At 36.4% G+C, this 16549-nt stretch carries 18 protein-coding genes; 4 read left to right on the top strand and 14 right to left on the bottom strand.

Translation table 11 applies throughout. From position 1 onward, the window contains the following. Positions 1-579: 579 nt before the first annotated feature. A complete protein-coding gene (locus ACR42H_RS15165) occupies positions 580-1092 on the top strand; it encodes a CBO0543 family protein (protein ID WP_113884723.1) in 513 nt (170 codons plus the stop codon). Positions 1093-1287: 195 nt separating this feature from the next. Here ACR42H_RS15165 and ACR42H_RS15170 read toward each other — a convergent pair whose 3' ends face one another. From ACR42H_RS15170 to ACR42H_RS15200, 7 genes are all read right to left on the bottom strand, one after another. Further along, positions 1288-1452 carry a carboxymuconolactone decarboxylase family protein gene (locus ACR42H_RS15170; protein WP_436371553.1) on the bottom strand — a complete coding sequence of 55 codons (165 nt, stop codon included), beginning with the start codon at positions 1450-1452 and terminating at the stop codon, positions 1288-1290. Positions 1453-1530: 78 nt separating this feature from the next. Then, entirely contained in the window at positions 1531-1656 is a 126-nt protein-coding gene (locus ACR42H_RS15175) for a hypothetical protein (protein ID WP_436371555.1), read from the bottom strand. Positions 1657-2044: 388 nt separating this feature from the next. Further along, on the bottom strand, positions 2045-2716 hold the full coding sequence (locus ACR42H_RS15180; protein ID WP_436371557.1) for an ArsR/SmtB family transcription factor: 672 nt from the start codon (positions 2714-2716) through the stop codon (positions 2045-2047). 488 nt (positions 2717-3204) lie between these two features. Next, positions 3205-3975, bottom strand: a complete 771-nt coding sequence (locus ACR42H_RS15185) for an SDR family NAD(P)-dependent oxidoreductase (protein WP_113884721.1) — start codon at positions 3973-3975, stop codon at positions 3205-3207. A 257-nt stretch (positions 3976-4232) separates the two neighbouring features. Next, the gene (locus tag ACR42H_RS15190; RefSeq protein ID WP_436371560.1) at positions 4233-5429 is read right to left on the bottom strand and encodes an MFS transporter; all 1197 of its coding nucleotides are present in this window, start codon (positions 5427-5429) and stop codon (positions 4233-4235) included. A gap of 204 nt (positions 5430-5633) precedes the next feature. Beyond that, positions 5634-5954 (bottom strand): thioredoxin, encoded by a 321-nt coding sequence (gene trxA / locus ACR42H_RS15195; protein WP_436371562.1) that lies wholly within the window; start codon positions 5952-5954, stop codon positions 5634-5636. A 184-nt stretch (positions 5955-6138) separates the two neighbouring features. Next, positions 6139-6531, bottom strand: a complete 393-nt coding sequence (locus tag ACR42H_RS15200) for a MerR family transcriptional regulator (RefSeq protein WP_166672542.1) — start codon at positions 6529-6531, stop codon at positions 6139-6141. Positions 6532-6773: 242 nt separating this feature from the next. On the opposite strand from ACR42H_RS15200, the gene ACR42H_RS15205 reads away from it, so the two are divergent. Next, a complete protein-coding gene (locus ACR42H_RS15205; protein ID WP_436371565.1) occupies positions 6774-7538 on the top strand; it encodes an SDR family oxidoreductase in 765 nt (254 codons plus the stop codon). Positions 7539-8000: 462 nt separating this feature from the next. On the opposite strand, the gene ACR42H_RS15210 is transcribed toward ACR42H_RS15205, so the two are convergent. From ACR42H_RS15210 to ACR42H_RS15220, 3 genes are all read right to left on the bottom strand, one after another. Continuing rightward, on the bottom strand, positions 8001-8480 hold the full coding sequence (locus tag ACR42H_RS15210; protein ID WP_436371567.1) for a GNAT family N-acetyltransferase: 480 nt from the start codon (positions 8478-8480) through the stop codon (positions 8001-8003). A 135-nt stretch (positions 8481-8615) separates the two neighbouring features. Beyond that, entirely contained in the window at positions 8616-8825 is a 210-nt protein-coding gene (locus ACR42H_RS15215; protein ID WP_436371569.1) for a hypothetical protein, read from the bottom strand. 119 nt (positions 8826-8944) lie between these two features. Then, the gene (locus ACR42H_RS15220) at positions 8945-9643 is read right to left on the bottom strand and encodes an MBL fold metallo-hydrolase (RefSeq protein WP_436371571.1); all 699 of its coding nucleotides are present in this window, start codon (positions 9641-9643) and stop codon (positions 8945-8947) included. Between the two features lie 446 nt (positions 9644-10089). Here ACR42H_RS15220 and ACR42H_RS15225 point away from each other — a divergent pair, with 446 nt between their 5' ends. Further along, positions 10090-11646 (top strand): amidase family protein, encoded by a 1557-nt coding sequence (locus tag ACR42H_RS15225; protein ID WP_436371573.1) that lies wholly within the window; start codon positions 10090-10092, stop codon positions 11644-11646. Between the two features lie 363 nt (positions 11647-12009). Here the strand turns inward: ACR42H_RS15225 and ACR42H_RS15230 are convergent, their stop codons facing one another. The 3 genes from ACR42H_RS15230 to ACR42H_RS15240 all read right to left on the bottom strand — a co-directional run bounded on the left by ACR42H_RS15230 (position 12010) and on the right by ACR42H_RS15240 (position 14241). Next, entirely contained in the window at positions 12010-12555 is a 546-nt protein-coding gene (locus ACR42H_RS15230; RefSeq protein ID WP_436371575.1) for a helicase, read from the bottom strand. A gap of 124 nt (positions 12556-12679) precedes the next feature. After that, positions 12680-13225 carry a hypothetical protein gene (locus tag ACR42H_RS15235; RefSeq protein WP_436371577.1) on the bottom strand — a complete coding sequence of 182 codons (546 nt, stop codon included), beginning with the start codon at positions 13223-13225 and terminating at the stop codon, positions 12680-12682. A gap of 599 nt (positions 13226-13824) precedes the next feature. Further along, positions 13825-14241 (bottom strand): carboxymuconolactone decarboxylase family protein, encoded by a 417-nt coding sequence (locus ACR42H_RS15240; RefSeq protein WP_113885218.1) that lies wholly within the window; start codon positions 14239-14241, stop codon positions 13825-13827. A gap of 122 nt (positions 14242-14363) precedes the next feature. On the opposite strand from ACR42H_RS15240, the gene ACR42H_RS15245 reads away from it, so the two are divergent. Then, positions 14364-14804, top strand: a complete 441-nt coding sequence (locus ACR42H_RS15245) for an Lrp/AsnC family transcriptional regulator (RefSeq protein WP_436376955.1) — start codon at positions 14364-14366, stop codon at positions 14802-14804. Positions 14805-15237: 433 nt separating this feature from the next. Here ACR42H_RS15245 and ACR42H_RS15250 read toward each other — a convergent pair whose 3' ends face one another. Beyond that, entirely contained in the window at positions 15238-16512 is a 1275-nt protein-coding gene (locus ACR42H_RS15250) for an IS110 family transposase (protein WP_436371579.1), read from the bottom strand. Between the last annotated feature and the right edge of the window lie 37 nt (positions 16513-16549).

The raw sequence follows: 16549 nt of genomic DNA on the forward strand, positions 1-16549 counted from the left end.
CATCGTGTGTGCAGGCTTTCTACATATGCGTGAGAAAGAGCTTTTCTTTTTAGTATTTGCCTCATCAAAGTAAACTTTCCCCATGTAACAAAATGTGATATCTATTTTATTCGAACAAACATCAATCTTCATGAATACCTCCAATTATTAGAACAGTATTGGCTGGTTAGAAATTGCTGCAGATTTTTGTGTATAACATTTTCAAAAAGACATTATTCAATTCATAAATTGAATAATTGAATTATATGAGGTGTGACTTCTTTAGTCAAGAGGAAAGTCTCTTTCTCATCATCAGTAGGATTAAGTATGTTTGAACCAGAATCCCCCTATTTCTCTTCTTTATCCCAGGTGGCAGACAAATTTAATTCTGTAATTACACGCGATACTCATCTGAGTCAATAAATTTTCATAAAGCCCAGTTGTTTATTCCGCGGGCGAAAATAGATAATTTACATTAATTAAACTTGATAAATGAGCGTTAGTATAAAATAACCAGTTTCTTGTTGGTGAAACTAATAATTTGTTTTTCAGCTAATAATACATTTTGCAATGGATAAATTATTTTTAGGAGGTGTATTTATGAAGGACAGAACAATATTGAATTTATTGACCATGTTTGGAATTGGCGGAAGCATATTTTTTTTAACGCGAAAAAAAGGAGATTTAAAGGACTGGTTTCTAATTTACTTTATTAAAACTTTAGTCTCTACTGTATTTGATGGACCAGTAATAAAAACAAAATATTTGGAATATCCACATCGCTATCTACCTAAATTTTTTGATTCAAACATTGTGTTTTTATACATACTGTTTCCTTTATCATGTGTTATGTATAATCAATTTACCTATAAAATGAAGCCAATAAAAACAATCTTAAGTGTTATCCTTTTTAGCGGACCCATGACGCTATTTGAGAATTGGCTTGAAAAGAATACAAATTTAGTCAAATATCATAAGGGATGGAATGGCTATATTACATTTGCAGTTCTCTCATCTACGTTTTTGCTTGTTAAAGGATGCATGGAGGGAATTTGTTTTTTAGATAATAAAATTCACAAACCCCCACATCCGGCAGAAAGAAAAAATCTGTAAAGTTATACTGGCCTTCTACCTTTTGAAACCAATTATTGGTGTGCTTGCAGCTGATAAGCTCTCTTATCTTTAACCGCTTTAACACTCCTGAATATATAGCATTTTTTAAATTTGGTTAGAGAAGGATAAAAAGTTAAATGGACTCAACAAATGCAATTAATCCATTTACTCCATATGCAAGGGCAGTTCCTGATTTTAATGCTGTAGCAACCAAATAGATTCAGCTACTTCTTCCTTTGTCGCTTTGGCTTTTTTTGCTCCTTTAGTGTGAATGTCGATGCAATATGGACACCCTGTTGTATCGGCTACGGCAATTGCGATCAGCTCTTTTTCCTTAACACTAAGTTCTTCAGGTCTCATTGCTTAACATGGAGTTCTATACAATAAGGACACCCTGTTGTAAGGGCTGCAGCTATTGCAACTTTTTTATTTTGGAGCTTATTTACCAGCTTCCAATGCCTTCTTGTCAAAAGCCGCAAATGCATTAAATACATCAGGAGACAATTTGCTAAATTCTCCTAAACGATTTATATTAGATTTTTTATATAGACTATCATTATTCATTATTTTTCCCTCTCTATTTATCAAAATATTCGGAAAAATATGAGAGCATCAATGGTTTAAAAGGTTTTCATATAATCTTCAAGAATGCATTAGTGAAAAATGTATGTCAGTAAGAAAGGAAGCATAAATTATGAAAATCACACCGATGAAAGAATGTGTTATAAAATTTGTCTTTCCCAATAAGTACAAAAATAAAAACATTATTTACTCTCTTATTCCATTCTTACTGACATTATTAAAGAACATTTTTATTGCTATAAAAACAACCCTGTAGATTTAATAGTGTATGGCATTAGCCAAGGAATGCTTTCAATTCACATTGTTCTTTGTAAAAACAATCAAATAGAAATCATATAAACGTTCATATTCTATAGTCATGATAGATATATTAATTTTTTTGTTCCAGATACTTCTGCCATTCAAGAATACTTTCCGCCATACGGTAGGCAGTAAACCCTTGATCCTTCAATTTTTGAGCAGCTATAGCTGAAAAAGCACAGAATTTACCTCTGCAATAGGCTATAACTTCTTTCTCTCTCGGTAATTCTTGAAGATATGAATCCAAGTCTTCCATAGGAATAGAGACCGCTCCTTCTATATGTGCAGCTTCATATTCATCTTTTGGACGCAAGTCTATAAGCGTAATATTCCCGTTGCTCATCTTCTCGTATACTTCATCCATCGTTAGTGTATAGAAGTCTCCTAGGCCACCTAAAAAATCATCTTTAATCCGATTGATTTCTGAAAGTTGAGTCTCCCCAATTTTCCAAAGGGCAAACAAAAAGTCTGCAACAGATGGATCAGCTAATGTATAAAAAGCATACGTTCCCTTTTTAGTAAATTTAACTAATCTTGAGTCATTCAAAATTTGAAGATGACGAGAAACATTTGCAACACTCATACCTGAATCCTTCGCTATCTTTTCTACTGTTTTTGGACCCTGGCTTAATAAATTTAATATCTCAAGGCGCTTATCGCTGGATAAACTTTTTCCGACTCTTGATAATTGTTTATATAGTTCATCTGTATAATTTTTTGCAGATAAAAAGAGCTCTTCCATACTAATCATCCTTTATTATTCAATTGATTACATTGTTGATAATACTATAGTTGAAGTGAGAATAACAAGTTATGATTTCATATGCTCAAGTGAAGAAGATTACAGAGGTTTTTTTCTGGTTAGCTGGAAATTAACATATCACCGTTTACAATGTATAGCTCCTTCAATTTTCATTCTATTTTTCCACCAAGCAGGACTTAGCACAAGCAACCTTTTTAGGTTTCATACGAATTCCTGCAGCTTCGCCTATATCTGCAAAACTAACCTAATTATATCCTCGTTCTTGGACAAGTTTCTTTACCGACATCCATGATTCTCTGTAGTTTTGAACTATGGTGACTGATTTTCAAAAAAAAACCCTTCCCTTCAATTAAGTATTCATCCATCCAACTTTCCCTTAATAGAAAAAGATGCTATTAATCTATCTCACTATCTTCGATTATAGAAAAAGGAACAACCATTTTTTATGATTGCTCCTTTTTTAATTTTTATCTTAATCGAGCTGTGACCCCACCATCAAGCGGCATGATAATGCCTGTAATCCATGATGATGAAGCATCCGCTAGGAATAACACTGCATTTGCCACATCATCTGGAGTACCGTTGCGTCCTAGAGGGTGAAACGCATTAAAGGTTGGCAATACTTCTGCTACTTGTTCTTCTGTCATAAAAGTATTATAAATGGGTGTTTCAACAACCGCAGGTGCTACTGCATTTACTCGTATGTTATCCCCAGCGAATTCTACGGCTAAATTTCTTGTTAATGCATGTCTGCCGGCCATTGCTGCAGAGTATGCAGATGAAGGCGTTGCTTCCACTGCTTGAATTGCCCACATGGAACCAGTATTTACGATTGCTCCTCCTCCGCGTTTTTTCATTTCAGGGATAACGGCTTGTGAAGGATAGAATGTTCCTTTAACGATAGTATCTAAATAGGATTGTAGATCATTCTCTGTATGGTCAAGGAACGGTGTTGGATTAAATTTCCCTGTATTATTAACTAATACATCTACACCATCAAACATTTCTACTGCTTTGTTAACCAAATTCTCCGACGTTTCCTTTTTGCTGATGTCACCAGCTACATATAACACTTTTTTGCCAGTTGGGTCAATTTCTAAAGCTGTTTCCTTTAACACATTTTCTCTGCGTCCATTAATAATTACATTTGCTCCTTCTTCAAAGAATCTTTTGGCAGTGGCTTTTCCAATTCCAGTACCTCCACCAGTTACGATTACAGTTTTGTTTTCAAATCTCATTATATTCATCTCCATGTCTTATAATTTGGTTTTCAGTGGTTACATCAACCACTATTAGTCCTTTTTAATTTCATCTCTACTAATAACAACCGCCTACCAATAGTAGATTTAATTAAAATGTTCAATCAATCAATTGAATAATTGTATTTTAAATCTGATAATGATTTACGTCAAGTAATAAATTTGATTTCTTTTGAAGCCTCAACTTCGCACCAAAAAAAACAGGATTGCTGAAGCAACCCTGTTTTTTATAAAATTTATGCCTTATCTAATTCGAAATTCTTATATTTGACCATAGACACTATACCTAAAATAGGTCCAATCGCTAATAAGGAAAAGACCCATCCCCAACCAACAAAGCTCTGAATAATAGGGATTAAGTTTATAGAAAATATGGTTATCAGAAACCCAATGCACATTTGAAAAGTAAGAGCTGTCCCGACATATTCAATTTCCGCAACTTCTGAAACTGCTGCAGAAAATTGGGCAGAATCTGATATGACAGACATCCCCCAAATTATAGAAAGTATTAAAGTTAACCAAATAGATTGACCAAATGTAAACCCAATAAAAACGGAACATATAGCGCTTATAAACATAGAGATAATGGTAAGATTAGATCTTCCGATTTTATCCGAGATTATCCCGCCTACTACACAACCAATTGCCCCTGCAATTCCTATTGAAATAAACGAAGAAAATGCAATGAACTTAATGGGAATTTCTGATGAATAACTTGTAAAGCTAGCGGTCAAAAAAGCAGGAAGCCAAGTCCACATTGCATACAATTCCCACATATGGCCAAAATAGCCGAAGTTAGCAAGCATTACTGGTTTATTCGTAATTACTTTTTTAATTAATTTAAAAGAAAAAGGCGTCAAGTTTTTCGATGTTTCTGGGGCATCTTCTAAGAGCCATTGGACAATCATTGCTGCTATTAAAGCTAGAAATGAACTAAAAATAATCACTATCTTCCAATTAAACTCAGAAAAAAACATCACTAAAAAGTGGGGTAAAGATGATCCTATGGTTAATGCGGCGATTAAGATTCCGATAGCCAGGCCTCGTTTTATCGGAAACCATTGTGATAAAATTTTTACAGCGATTGGGTATACCCCTGCGAGAGTTATTCCCGTAAAAATCCTAAGCAGGATACCTAAAAAGGCTTGATCGGCTAGTATAAGCAAGCTATTCAAAATTGCTCCTAGAAACGCTGAAGCTGCAAAAACCTTCCGAGAATTATAACGATCTGCAATCCCAAAATATGAAATAAATAAAGAGCCAATGACAAAACCAATTGGAACAGAAGCAGACAGCCAACCCTCCGAGTTTGAACTAAGGTTCCAAATAATAATTAGTTCTGGCGCAATAACAGATGCACTAAACCATAAGCTTAATGCACATAATTCTGATAATCCAATCCATATTAATGCTCTCCAAGAACCTGGAATCATAATATCCCCCTTTTTATTATAATCTCACACATGTCTACATTAGCTGAAACCAGTATCTTCAGACGTTAAATGTCCGTCAGGCCTTTCGCCTTTTACTATCAATGGTCTCTCATTTCTATAATAATATGTTTCTCAACTTAACTTATTTAATTTACCAAAAAAATCGACAATTACCATAAGGGGTATTTGCCGACTTTCTCTTCTTTAATTACTATTTAATTCTAAGATTTTATCTTTTAATTCATGCTTTTGGTTTAAACCCCTCATTGTGTCTGCCACCTTGCCATCTTTAAAAAGAATCAATGCAGGGATACTACTGATTCCAAATTGTGAAGCTAATTCAGGTTCATCATCCACATTGACTTTGGCAATTGTCGCTTGTCCTTTCATTTCATCGCTTAATTCTTCTACGATTGGAAGTTGAACTTTACAAGGCCCGCACCAAGGAGCCCAGAAATCAACCAATGTTAGGCCAGATTGAACGTGGTTTTGAAATGACTCTTTTGTCAGTGCTATTGCTCCCATAGAATTAACCTCCTTTTTTATGATAATTAATAAGGATTTATTAATCAATTGATTAATTGAATGATACATTTAAAAAATTTTTTCGTCAACCCAATAATTTTGTTTTTTAATAAGGAATAATGTTGGGTCTGAAAACATTAAAAAGAGGTTCTATAAGAATCGCCAATTAACCAGCTGCTTTTCCCTATTGCTTTTCGAGACCACCGTACATCTTTTGTGCCAGCTCTGGGTTATCATAGACCTCTATCTTTGAATCAATAAGATTAAGGTCTTTTTTCAAATCTTCAAGCTGCATTAAGACTTTCTTGCGGTGATTGGTGAGCATCACTTTCCTTTCGTTAATCGTTTGCATCCCCTGTGTGCACCAATCGGCGTACTGTTTGATTTCTTTGATGGGCATTCCAGTATTTTTCAGACAGCAGATCATGGAAATCCAGTTGAGATCCGTTTCACTGAAAACACGGTTGCCAGTTCTATCCCTCTCAAGGAAAGGCATTAGCCCCTCTTTATCATAGTAACGCAACGTATGTATGGACAGGCCAAATTTCTTCGAGACCTCATTAATGGAATATTTCATTCTTCTTCTCACCTTTCCTCTCGATCTGGAGTTAACTCGAGATTTCATCCTCATTATGGTCCACTAATTAAGACTTATCAAGTAGTTGATTTTTATAATCAGAGGAGAAAAAATTTTGAATACAATCAGTATTTTTTTTCTTTCCCCTTGACCTTGAGTTAACACGAGGGTATATGCTCATTATTGACCACAAATAAAAATTGCAAGTGGTTGTTCTTAAATATAAAAGGAGGACAAAAATCATGGATTCAACTCAAAAAATTGCACTTATAACAGGAGGAAGCCGCGGATTAGGACGAAATTCTGCCATCGCGTTGTCCAGAAAAGGAATTGATGTTATCGTTACGTACCATAGCCGGAAGGAAGAAGCGGAAGCGGTCGTTAATGAAATTATAGATAACGGCCAAAAAGCAGTGGCGTTGCAGCTGGATACAGGTGTTGTATCTTCGTTTGAAGATTTTTCCTCTCGACTGTCAGACATACTTAAAGAAAACTGGAATCGGGAACATTTCGACATTTTGGTCAATAATGCTGGATTCGGAATACACGCTTCAATAGACGAAACTACTGAGGAGCAATTCGACAGATTAATGAACGTACAGTTCAAAGGTGTTTTTTTCCTAACTCAAAAGCTGATTTCAAGAATTGCTGACAATGGAAGGATCATTAATATTTCAACTGGTTTGACTCGATTTGTAATTGAGGGCTTCGGAGCCTATTCTGCAATGAAAGGTGCGATTGAAATCTTGACAAAATACATGGCCAAAGAATGGGGATCAAGAGGTATTCGTGTCAATGTAGTCGCCCCAGGAGCTATCGCCACTGATTTCGGAGGTGGTAAAGTAAGGGACGATTCTCAAATGAATGAATTTGTGGCCACAAATACAGCATTAGGGAGGGTCGGTGAAGCAGACGATATCGGAGGGGTTGTTGCGTCCTTGTGCACGGATGAGATGGGCTGGGTAAATGCAACTCGTCTCGAGGCATCAGGTGGACAGCTACTCTAATTGGCCAAATGTAATTGAACTTCTAATAGATTCCGGTGACAAATCCCATTATGGGTGTTATGTATACAATGCAAATTTCTGCTCAGCATATTTATCTGCGTTGCTAACAACTTATGATAAGCAAAGTATGTACGTTTGATTAGTTTAATGGCGAGAGCATTGGTCGGTATGGGTCTTAATTCTCCCCCTCCGGCCATATGCTGTTGCTGAAAATGTATTAACAGAACGAATATTAATCCACCTAGGAAATGTTGGTAATATAGAACTGAACATTATCGGCGAAACCCTATTTGCCTGCTTCTCTTCCAAATATAGAGGATGGGTTGGAACGTTTGATAAACAATAGTAAAAATAAGGTTTCGATTGAATCGATTTATGTCCATTTCTTAGTACAACAAACCTCCCCCTTTAGTTAAAAAGAAAAAAGCTTCCTGATTTACAGCTGATTTTGAATATAACCCATTAGTTCAATACCTTTACCAGTTCAATTTCATCTCTGATTGGAATACCATCATTCCCAATTAAGGGTATCTCGGGTTTTAACTTTCTCGCTTTCTCAACCGCATTATTAATAATTTTGGACAGGATAAATCCTCGTTTCTGATAAAATTTTAAAGCTGATAAATTATCGTTTGTTGTTATAAGCTTAAGGATTTTACAATTTTTCTTAATAGCAAGATTTTCTACTTCTTGAACTAACAAAGTACCTATCCCCTTACCTTCTTCCATACTATCTAATGATATAATTTCGCATTCCTTATCTTTAATTATGTAAGTAATTAAGCCAATAATTATGTCTTCATCACTTACAACCGTAATGCCATCTAATGCACTACAATCATAAATTCCACTGGAAGTAACCATTTCAGGGCTTCCCCAATGCAACTTAAAAAATTCTATTATTTTATTATTCGGTAAATCCTCAACTGTGCAAGTTTTCATTATAAGCCACCTCAATCTTCTTCAAGTAACCCTACCTTTTAGTTTAAGAAAAGCTACTAATTTAGCAGCTGATCTTGATCAGAAAATAATTACATTTATTTACAAATTAAATTCAATCATTACCTATATAAGAGATTAAAGGATTATATCGAATATTCTTTGATAGCCAAAGGGCAAAACTAAAGCAACTAATATTCCTATTACTATAAAAGATGCTGCTAAAACTCTATATTTAAGAACTGAAATTTCTTCTCTTTTATAAGCGATACTTATGACTTTAATCAAGGAAAAAACAGTAATAAAAATAATTATAGCTGAAAATATACTGATTAAAATGACTGGCATTTTGAAGCTCCCTTATTATAATTAGAATATCCTGCGAATAATTAACTTTACATACGAATTCAAAAGGAAAAAGTTTCTCCATACCATAAACCTGACCCGTTTTCTTATATAAGAAAAGGCTATTCAAACTCAAGCAAATCAGAAATAAATTCATTTACTTTATCTTTTAAAACTACTCCGTGCCCCGTACATAAATACTCAACATCATATTTGGAAATTTTTTTTAACCCTTCGATAAATAAACTAAAATTGTGCTGTTCTCTCATTTCCTCGTTTTGAGACCATTCAGAAACAAACTGTTTATATTTCTCCCTCTCCCCAACACCTGTATCGACAACATTACCGCTCAATTGTTCTCCAAAAAAACAGATATGATCTCCGCAAAATAATACTTTGCTAACACGCTGATATAGTAAAACAGAACCTTTAGTATGGTGTCCAAGGAGAACACATTCTAAATTACTTACAGTTGGACCGTTATCTGGAAGTTTCATATTTAATTTGTTTCTAACATTTCCTGGAATCAACTCTAAATCCTGATTATGTATATAGCCTTCAATATTACCAAAAAATTGAACTGATCCAATATGGTCTTTGTGACCATGTGTGGCAATAAAATGAGTTATATCGTTTTTGGAAATTCCTTTCTTTTTTAGTGCGGAAAACAGCAAGTGTGAATGTTCTTTCTTTCCTGAATCAATAAGAATAACATTATTGTTCTCGAGCAACAAATAGCAGTTATTATAAGAGTTCCAAGATTCATCCCATACTAAAAAAGCATATAGATTTTTAGCCACTGCCTCCAAACATGTTTTCATTTTACTCCTCCCTAATCAGCAATTTTTTATATATATTTCGCTCAATCTTTATTAATACCTTCTATAACTAACCTTTTGCTAAATAAGGATTTCAGCGAAAAGGGAAGATATCCTCTGCTCCAGGTAAATTCAAAAAAGGCTTCCACACTCGTGCTCTGCTTGATCACCGTTTTGTTGAATCCAATCCGCTAGCTGTGAATATTTTGTCAATTTAATGATGAATCCTCTCATTCTACCTATTATTTCAACTTGTATCATTTAGGACCTAAACTTAAGGCGGTTACAGGCACCGTACTTTTTACTGCCTGTTCAAGTGGAATAAAATGAATCCTTATAATTGGTTAATACTTCCCATATAACCTTTTCTTTCATGACCTTCCTCTTATATACAGTATAAAAATAGATTGGTATATTCTAATTATTCCGAAAAACGAAAGGGGTTCTAAATGGAAAAATGGTATAACAAATTTATAGTTTTCTTCACTGCTCTAGTAATGGCTTTGGGGCTGTACGCAGTTCCAGCAGGGGCTGTTTCTAATTTAGCGAGCCCCGCAGCTGAAAGAGTTTTATCTGTTGAGATTGAGGAAGCGACGATACTTGAATTGCAGCATGCGATGCAGGGGGGGCGGTTAACCTCTGAGGAATTGGTTCAATTCTACCTTAATCGAATTGAGGAGTACGATGACAGCATTAACTCCATCATTACGGTTGACGAAAATGTATTAGAAGAAGCGGAACAACTAGATAAAGAGCGCGAAGCGGGAAAAGTTCGCGGTCCCCTGCATGGAATTCCGGTTATATTAAAAGACAACTATGATACATTCGATATGCAAACTACTGCAGGATCCCTGTCACTTGAAGGTTCCATCCCTCTAAAGGATGCCTATCAAACAAAAAGATTAAGAGATCAAGGTGCTATCATCATAGGGAAAGCGAACCTGCATGAATTTGCTTTCGGATTCCAAACAATTAGTTCCCTTGGTGGACAAACCTATAATCCATATGATTTAACAAGATACCCTGGTGGTTCAAGCGGTGGTACGGCAGCAGCGGTTGCTTCCAACTTTGCCGCCGTCGGATTAGGGACAGACACTGGTGGGTCCATCCGAATACCTTCGTCCTTTAATAACCTGGTTGGACTTCGCCCTACTATGGGACTTGCCAGCCGTAATGGAATCATTCCACTTGCACTATCACAGGATGTCGGCGGACCGATGGGTCGTACGGTTGAAGATGTGGCTATCGTGCTCGATGCAATAGCTGGCTATGACCCGGCAGATCCAGTTACTGAAGCCAGTATCGGAGCAGTCCCAAAAACTTATACTCATTATCTTAAGAAAAACGGATTAAAGAAAGCTCGGATAGGCGTCATTCGCGACCTGTTTGGGAATGATCCTAGTGTCAATAAAGTGATGGATCAAGTGATTGCGGACATGGAAGCGCTTGGAGCAGAAGTGTTCGAAGTAACCGTTCCCAATCTAAGTCCAATTCTTTCTTATCCAAGCTTAAGCGGATACGAATTTAAATTTCAATTAAATGATTATTTGGCTAGCCTTGGGCCGGATGCACCTGTAAGATCGTTATCAGATATTATTGAAAGCGGGAAATTCCATCCAAGTTTGGAAAGTGGATTAAAATCACGTAATGAAAGAGAATCATTAGAAAATGATGAGGAATACCAAGACATTATTACCAATCGTCCTAAAATGGCAAGGGAAAGCTTAATGGTAACGTTTAATGAACATGACCTTGATGCACTACTCTATCCAACTTCGAGTGCTTTACCCGCACAGGTGGGCAAAAGTCAAGGTGCTGGGAACGCTAATCGCTTAAGTCCTTATTCAGGATTCCCTGCAATCTCGGTTCCTGCCGGCTTCAGTGACAACGGCCTTCCAGTCGGGCTCGAGCTGCTAGGAAAAGAATTCGACGAGCCCACATTGATTAAACTAGCCTATGCTTATCAAGAAGGAACTAACCATCGAAAAGCGCCTGAACTGCAATAAGAACTTCCTAGAAAAGAGATCAGTCCCGATAGCCCTGCAAATCTTGAAAAAATAACAAGTTTTCCTAAAGAAAGTACATCATTTTTGTAAAAAGGATCTGAGCAGAGTACTAAAGGATTCTTACTTCATTTCTATTTCTTATTCCAAATTGGAGTCTATCTTTAATTAAGAAGAATCGCTTTATTTCCTTAATATAAGAATAGGGATCGCTGCAGCGATCCCCTTTTTTAATCATTAGCACCCGTTGAATAAGGAAAAGGCGGCATTCTTATTGAATAATCCAAGTAAAAGCTGCCTGAATATCAGCTGATCTTGAACAAAAGCACCAAGGTATACTGCCCGTTAATCCAAAAAAGATCCCTCTTAGATCTCAGTTTGACAAAAGATAAAATGATCATTAGGATTCCAAACGTGCAGATAATCTGCAATGTATCCCCGCAGCCACAACACGCCATTAATTCGTCTAAGATAAAAACCTTTTGGAAAATCATCGTCTTCACATAGTATCTCCGAGGCTATTGTGATGGAGCCGGATGGAGCTTGATTCCGCTGTAAAGGATTTCCGGAATAATCCTCAGGCTGATCCAGATATTCCAGTCTTAAATAAGGCCCCAGTTCAAGCGGACACAATTCCAAACCTATTTCGCTCGCTTTTTTAAAGATTTGAGCCGTAGCAGCACCATCAGGGAAGCCAAGATCGCCTACCGTTAGTTCCACGGTCTGAAGAGTGTACTTCGTATCAGAGGTAGTAAATTTATCATCTGCTAATAGTTTTTCTCCATACGCATTCATCAAGATAGAGCATTGCTGCAATTTCTGGATAAGCTCCGATTTCGTGAGTCCACCAACTTCTATTTTTCTGGTAATAACTGAACAATTAGGGTATATTTTCTCATTTTCAAAACACAATCGTAGTCACTCCTAACATATAGCACATAGATTGAAGAAACGATACTATGGACTACATATAAATATTCTACAATTGCCAATACATTTCCTTGTTAAAGGCTGATCCCTCGAAGTAGATTATTGCTTATTTGGAAGATTGTTTGCTTTTAATCCGATGCTGAAACGACAGAGTCGCTATAAATATAGTTATTCCCCATAAGAATAATCCTCCGTACGTTACCACATACACCCAAATGGCTAACCCCTCGGAGTATCCTTTTGGAAAAACTCCAAAAAATTGAAGAGCTGTCATAAAACTAATTAGAACTGTCACTATCCCAACTGACCATCCTGATATAATTAATAGCCATTTTGGCAGTTTCTCTCCCCAGGAAGTCACGAGTGCTAAAGCAAATAAAGATGCCAGTATCGCCAAGATCGCTGTGAAGTCTATTCCGTTGGTATACAACGTATAAAGAAAAGCAGGGCCTTCCTTTAATGTATCACCAAACCCTGCCACATCTTGTATAGCTTGTTTTGTTGTAAGTCCTGCCGTTAATCCCGATGCCCAAAGCGATTTTAAAAACGCATACGGCAACAGAGCAAGAGCTGCAATATAGCCCCATTTTTTAGTCAAAAAAGGTTTATCAGTTATTTCTGATATCCTATGTTTCTCATATCTTAAGCTCAAAAGACATTCTCCCTTCTCATTTAAGAAATGAAACCCATTAGTTTTAAAAACTGCCTAAAAGCAGAAAATTCAAAAGCGGTCGCCAAAAAGGTCATTGGTTTTCCTTATTCACGCTCCTCGCAATTATGAAAATAATCTAAAATTAAGCTTTTCATTTATGTCCATTTCGACTACTTCCTTCTTTATATTTCTATCTTACAATGCAAATGAATTTTCTCTTAATGGACCTGGGATATATTTTTAGCTAAGGCCTGAGATGTAAAAAACGCAACGGTTTCCTCATTTCTTTGAACATATTAATGGTATGAGCGGTATATCAACAACCACGACCCTATAGCATTTCTGAAATCATGCGGGAATTTAGCTTCTTTCACCCTTGAAAAAAAGCCGCCTGGTTAGCAGCTGATCTTGAACATAGGCACCCTTGAGTTTTAGTACAGCCCTTCATAAAACAATTTTGGAATTAGAAAAGGAGGTACTGCAGTTACCTCCATTCTTAACCCTTTTTTGTTCAACAAATATTAATCATTTTATCGATATATTACACATAACGGTTTCCAGTTTGGGACTTTAATATCTTCTTTAATATGAGTTATAGATCAGGTGCCTGCTGCTTCTAATTTCATAATGGCACCAAAAAATTGTGATGCAGTTGTAAAAGTGATAAACGCACAAAGTTCGCTAATTTCATCATCAGACATGTACTCTTTTAACACATTAAAAGTTGCATCTGAGACATCCCCTTTTTGCTTAATAAATACCTCCGTAAATCCTACTGCAATTGAAATCTTTTCATCGAACAAATGAGGTTCTGGTTTTCCTTTAGCTTTGCAATAAGCACAACCATTACTTTGCGCAAGAGTTCTTCTCACTTGTTCTTTTAATTGAGCAGTAAGCTTCCCGTCTTTCTCCAGCTCACTTCCCAGCCGGCTCCACATAATCATTATTTCCTTGTTATATCCCAAAAGTCTTTGAAACGGGGTTGCTCCGTAATGTGATTCCTTAATTCTTGCCATAATTTATGCCTCCTTGTATTATTTATCATATCGAAATATTTCGTTTCTTCACATTAAATTTGAAGTGCAGTATTCAATAATTCTTTTAAAATTTAACGAAAATGAGGGAAAATAGATTTAACATGAAAATGGATGATATTGATAAGAAAATAATAGATGTATTAAGCGAAGATAGCCGATTATCAATGAGTGCGCTTGGAAGAAGAATCAATTTATCTTCTCCATCTGTTACAGATCGTGTCAGGAGAATGGAATCATTTGGAATAATTAAAAAATACACATTGGAAGTAGATTATGAGAAATTAGGGCTTCCAATCCAATGCATCATTGAAGCAACTGTTAAAAATGGGGACTATAACTCTTTTAAAAAATATATTGAGGGGTTATCAAATGTAGAATTCTGTTATCGGATTGCAGGAAATGCCTGTTATATGCTTAAAATACAATTCGACACTTTTAGAAAGGCAGAAGAGTTTATTGAAAATGTAAGTCCGTATGCCCGTACTGTCACACATTTTATTTTTTCAGAGGTCCAGACCAATTTGAAAATGAGTACTCAATAGGTAATAATCAAGTCTGTTTAACTCCCTCAGTTTAATACGATTTACTCACGAATGCTCGCTTATTCGCAGGATTTCATCCTCCATGGATATATATTTCTAAATTGAAAAGAGTAGATTCTGGACAAATGGCTACGTGAAGACATAGTTAAATAGAGGAGTAGGATTATACTCCAAATTCTACCATATGATGTACTTCTCCACGCCAGCCCTTGGAGGCTTTCCCTCCCATGTCTCAACGGGTCAATTGCCCTCTCATTCCTTCGTCATGCCTATCCAAGGGGTGGAGGCCAGTTATGCTAACCTGATGGGTCAGTGCCCTTTTGTTGAACAAACCTGGTACTCCGTACATATTTGAAATCCTGCGAATAAGCCAACACTCGATCTTTAAAAATATAAGGGGTAAATGATTCACTTCGAGAAAAAGTGAATTGAACTACGCTGCCAACTCAGTTAACGGCTGGACCTTCTTGGCACAATAAGCTTCGTTTTTTCGCGCTATCCCTACAAAGATCCTAGCTAACTTCCCGATCAGCTTCATTATAGATTTCATTTTTTTCATTTTCTTGACCTTAACATTATTCGAGTGGAGGGCTTTAAATTCTGGGTTGTTCATTACCAGGCTCATAGTAGCTAAATAGAGGAAACGTCTTAACCTTGATCTTCCACGCTTTGAAATGATTATTTGCCCTTTCCACTTCCCTGAACTGGCTTCGGCTAGATGGAGTCCTGCATGGCGAAGTAAAGAGTTGCCGTGTGAAAAACCACTTAAATCTCCTGCTTCCCCTAAAATACCAGCTAACGAAATTTCACTAATTCCCTTAATCATAAGTAACTTATTCGCGAAAGGAATTTTAGGTAGTTCATCCTTGATTGCCAGCTCAACTCTTTCAAGTTGTTGAATCGCAAGGTCATACTCTTCGAGTAATTGTTCAAGATGAAATTTATAAGCTTCTAATGCTTGCCTTGTACCAACTGATTTCCTGGCTACATTGAGGAGTAAATAGGCTTTCTTTAATCCAGGCTGTCGCTTCATCAGTAACTTCCACCCGGCCACGATCTCTTCAGGCTTCATGGAACCCAGTTCCATCGGAGATGGGAAAAGCCGAAGTGTTGCGATGGCCCCTTTAGCAGTGATGTCTTTAAATACTTGTCTAAGCTCGGGGAAGACAATATCCACCCAGCGATTCAATTGATTAATCGAGCTTACAAGCCTCTTAACAATGACATCCCGATTCGACATGAGTACCCTGAGCTTTTCAAACGACTCAGAAGTATCCCTTACAAAGGCATAGTAACCGTTCTTCACCATATCGGCTATTACAAGAGCGTCTTTTTTATCACTCTTTGATTGGGTATTATCACGGTTTTCTTTATTTCTTTTCACCAAATGAGGGTTAACTGTCACTACCTCAATATCTTGTTTCATCAGCCATTTAGAAAGGTTAATCCAATAATGACCGGTAGGTTCCATACCAACTATGGCAGCCTCAAGTTTATGTAATCTTTTAATGCTATTAATCCAGATTAACAGGGACGAAAATCCCTCTTCGTTGTTTGGAAAAGTGATTGGATCTCCTACTACAATCCCACGGAAATTCACTGCTCTGGCTACGTGAAATTGTTGTGCAATATCCACACCAACCACAAGATGTTTATCAGTAATTCTTTCTATTAGTTGATTTTGTTTGTCCTGCATTTTAAACTTCATAATAAGGGTTCCTCCTAAGTTTGAGTTAGAGTCGTGT

Origin of the sequence: Cytobacillus sp. BC1816 (assembly GCF_051353635.1) — a bacterium.
In the GTDB taxonomy this organism is placed as follows: Bacteria; Bacillota; Bacilli; order Bacillales; family Cytobacillaceae; genus Cytobacillus; species Cytobacillus oceanisediminis_C.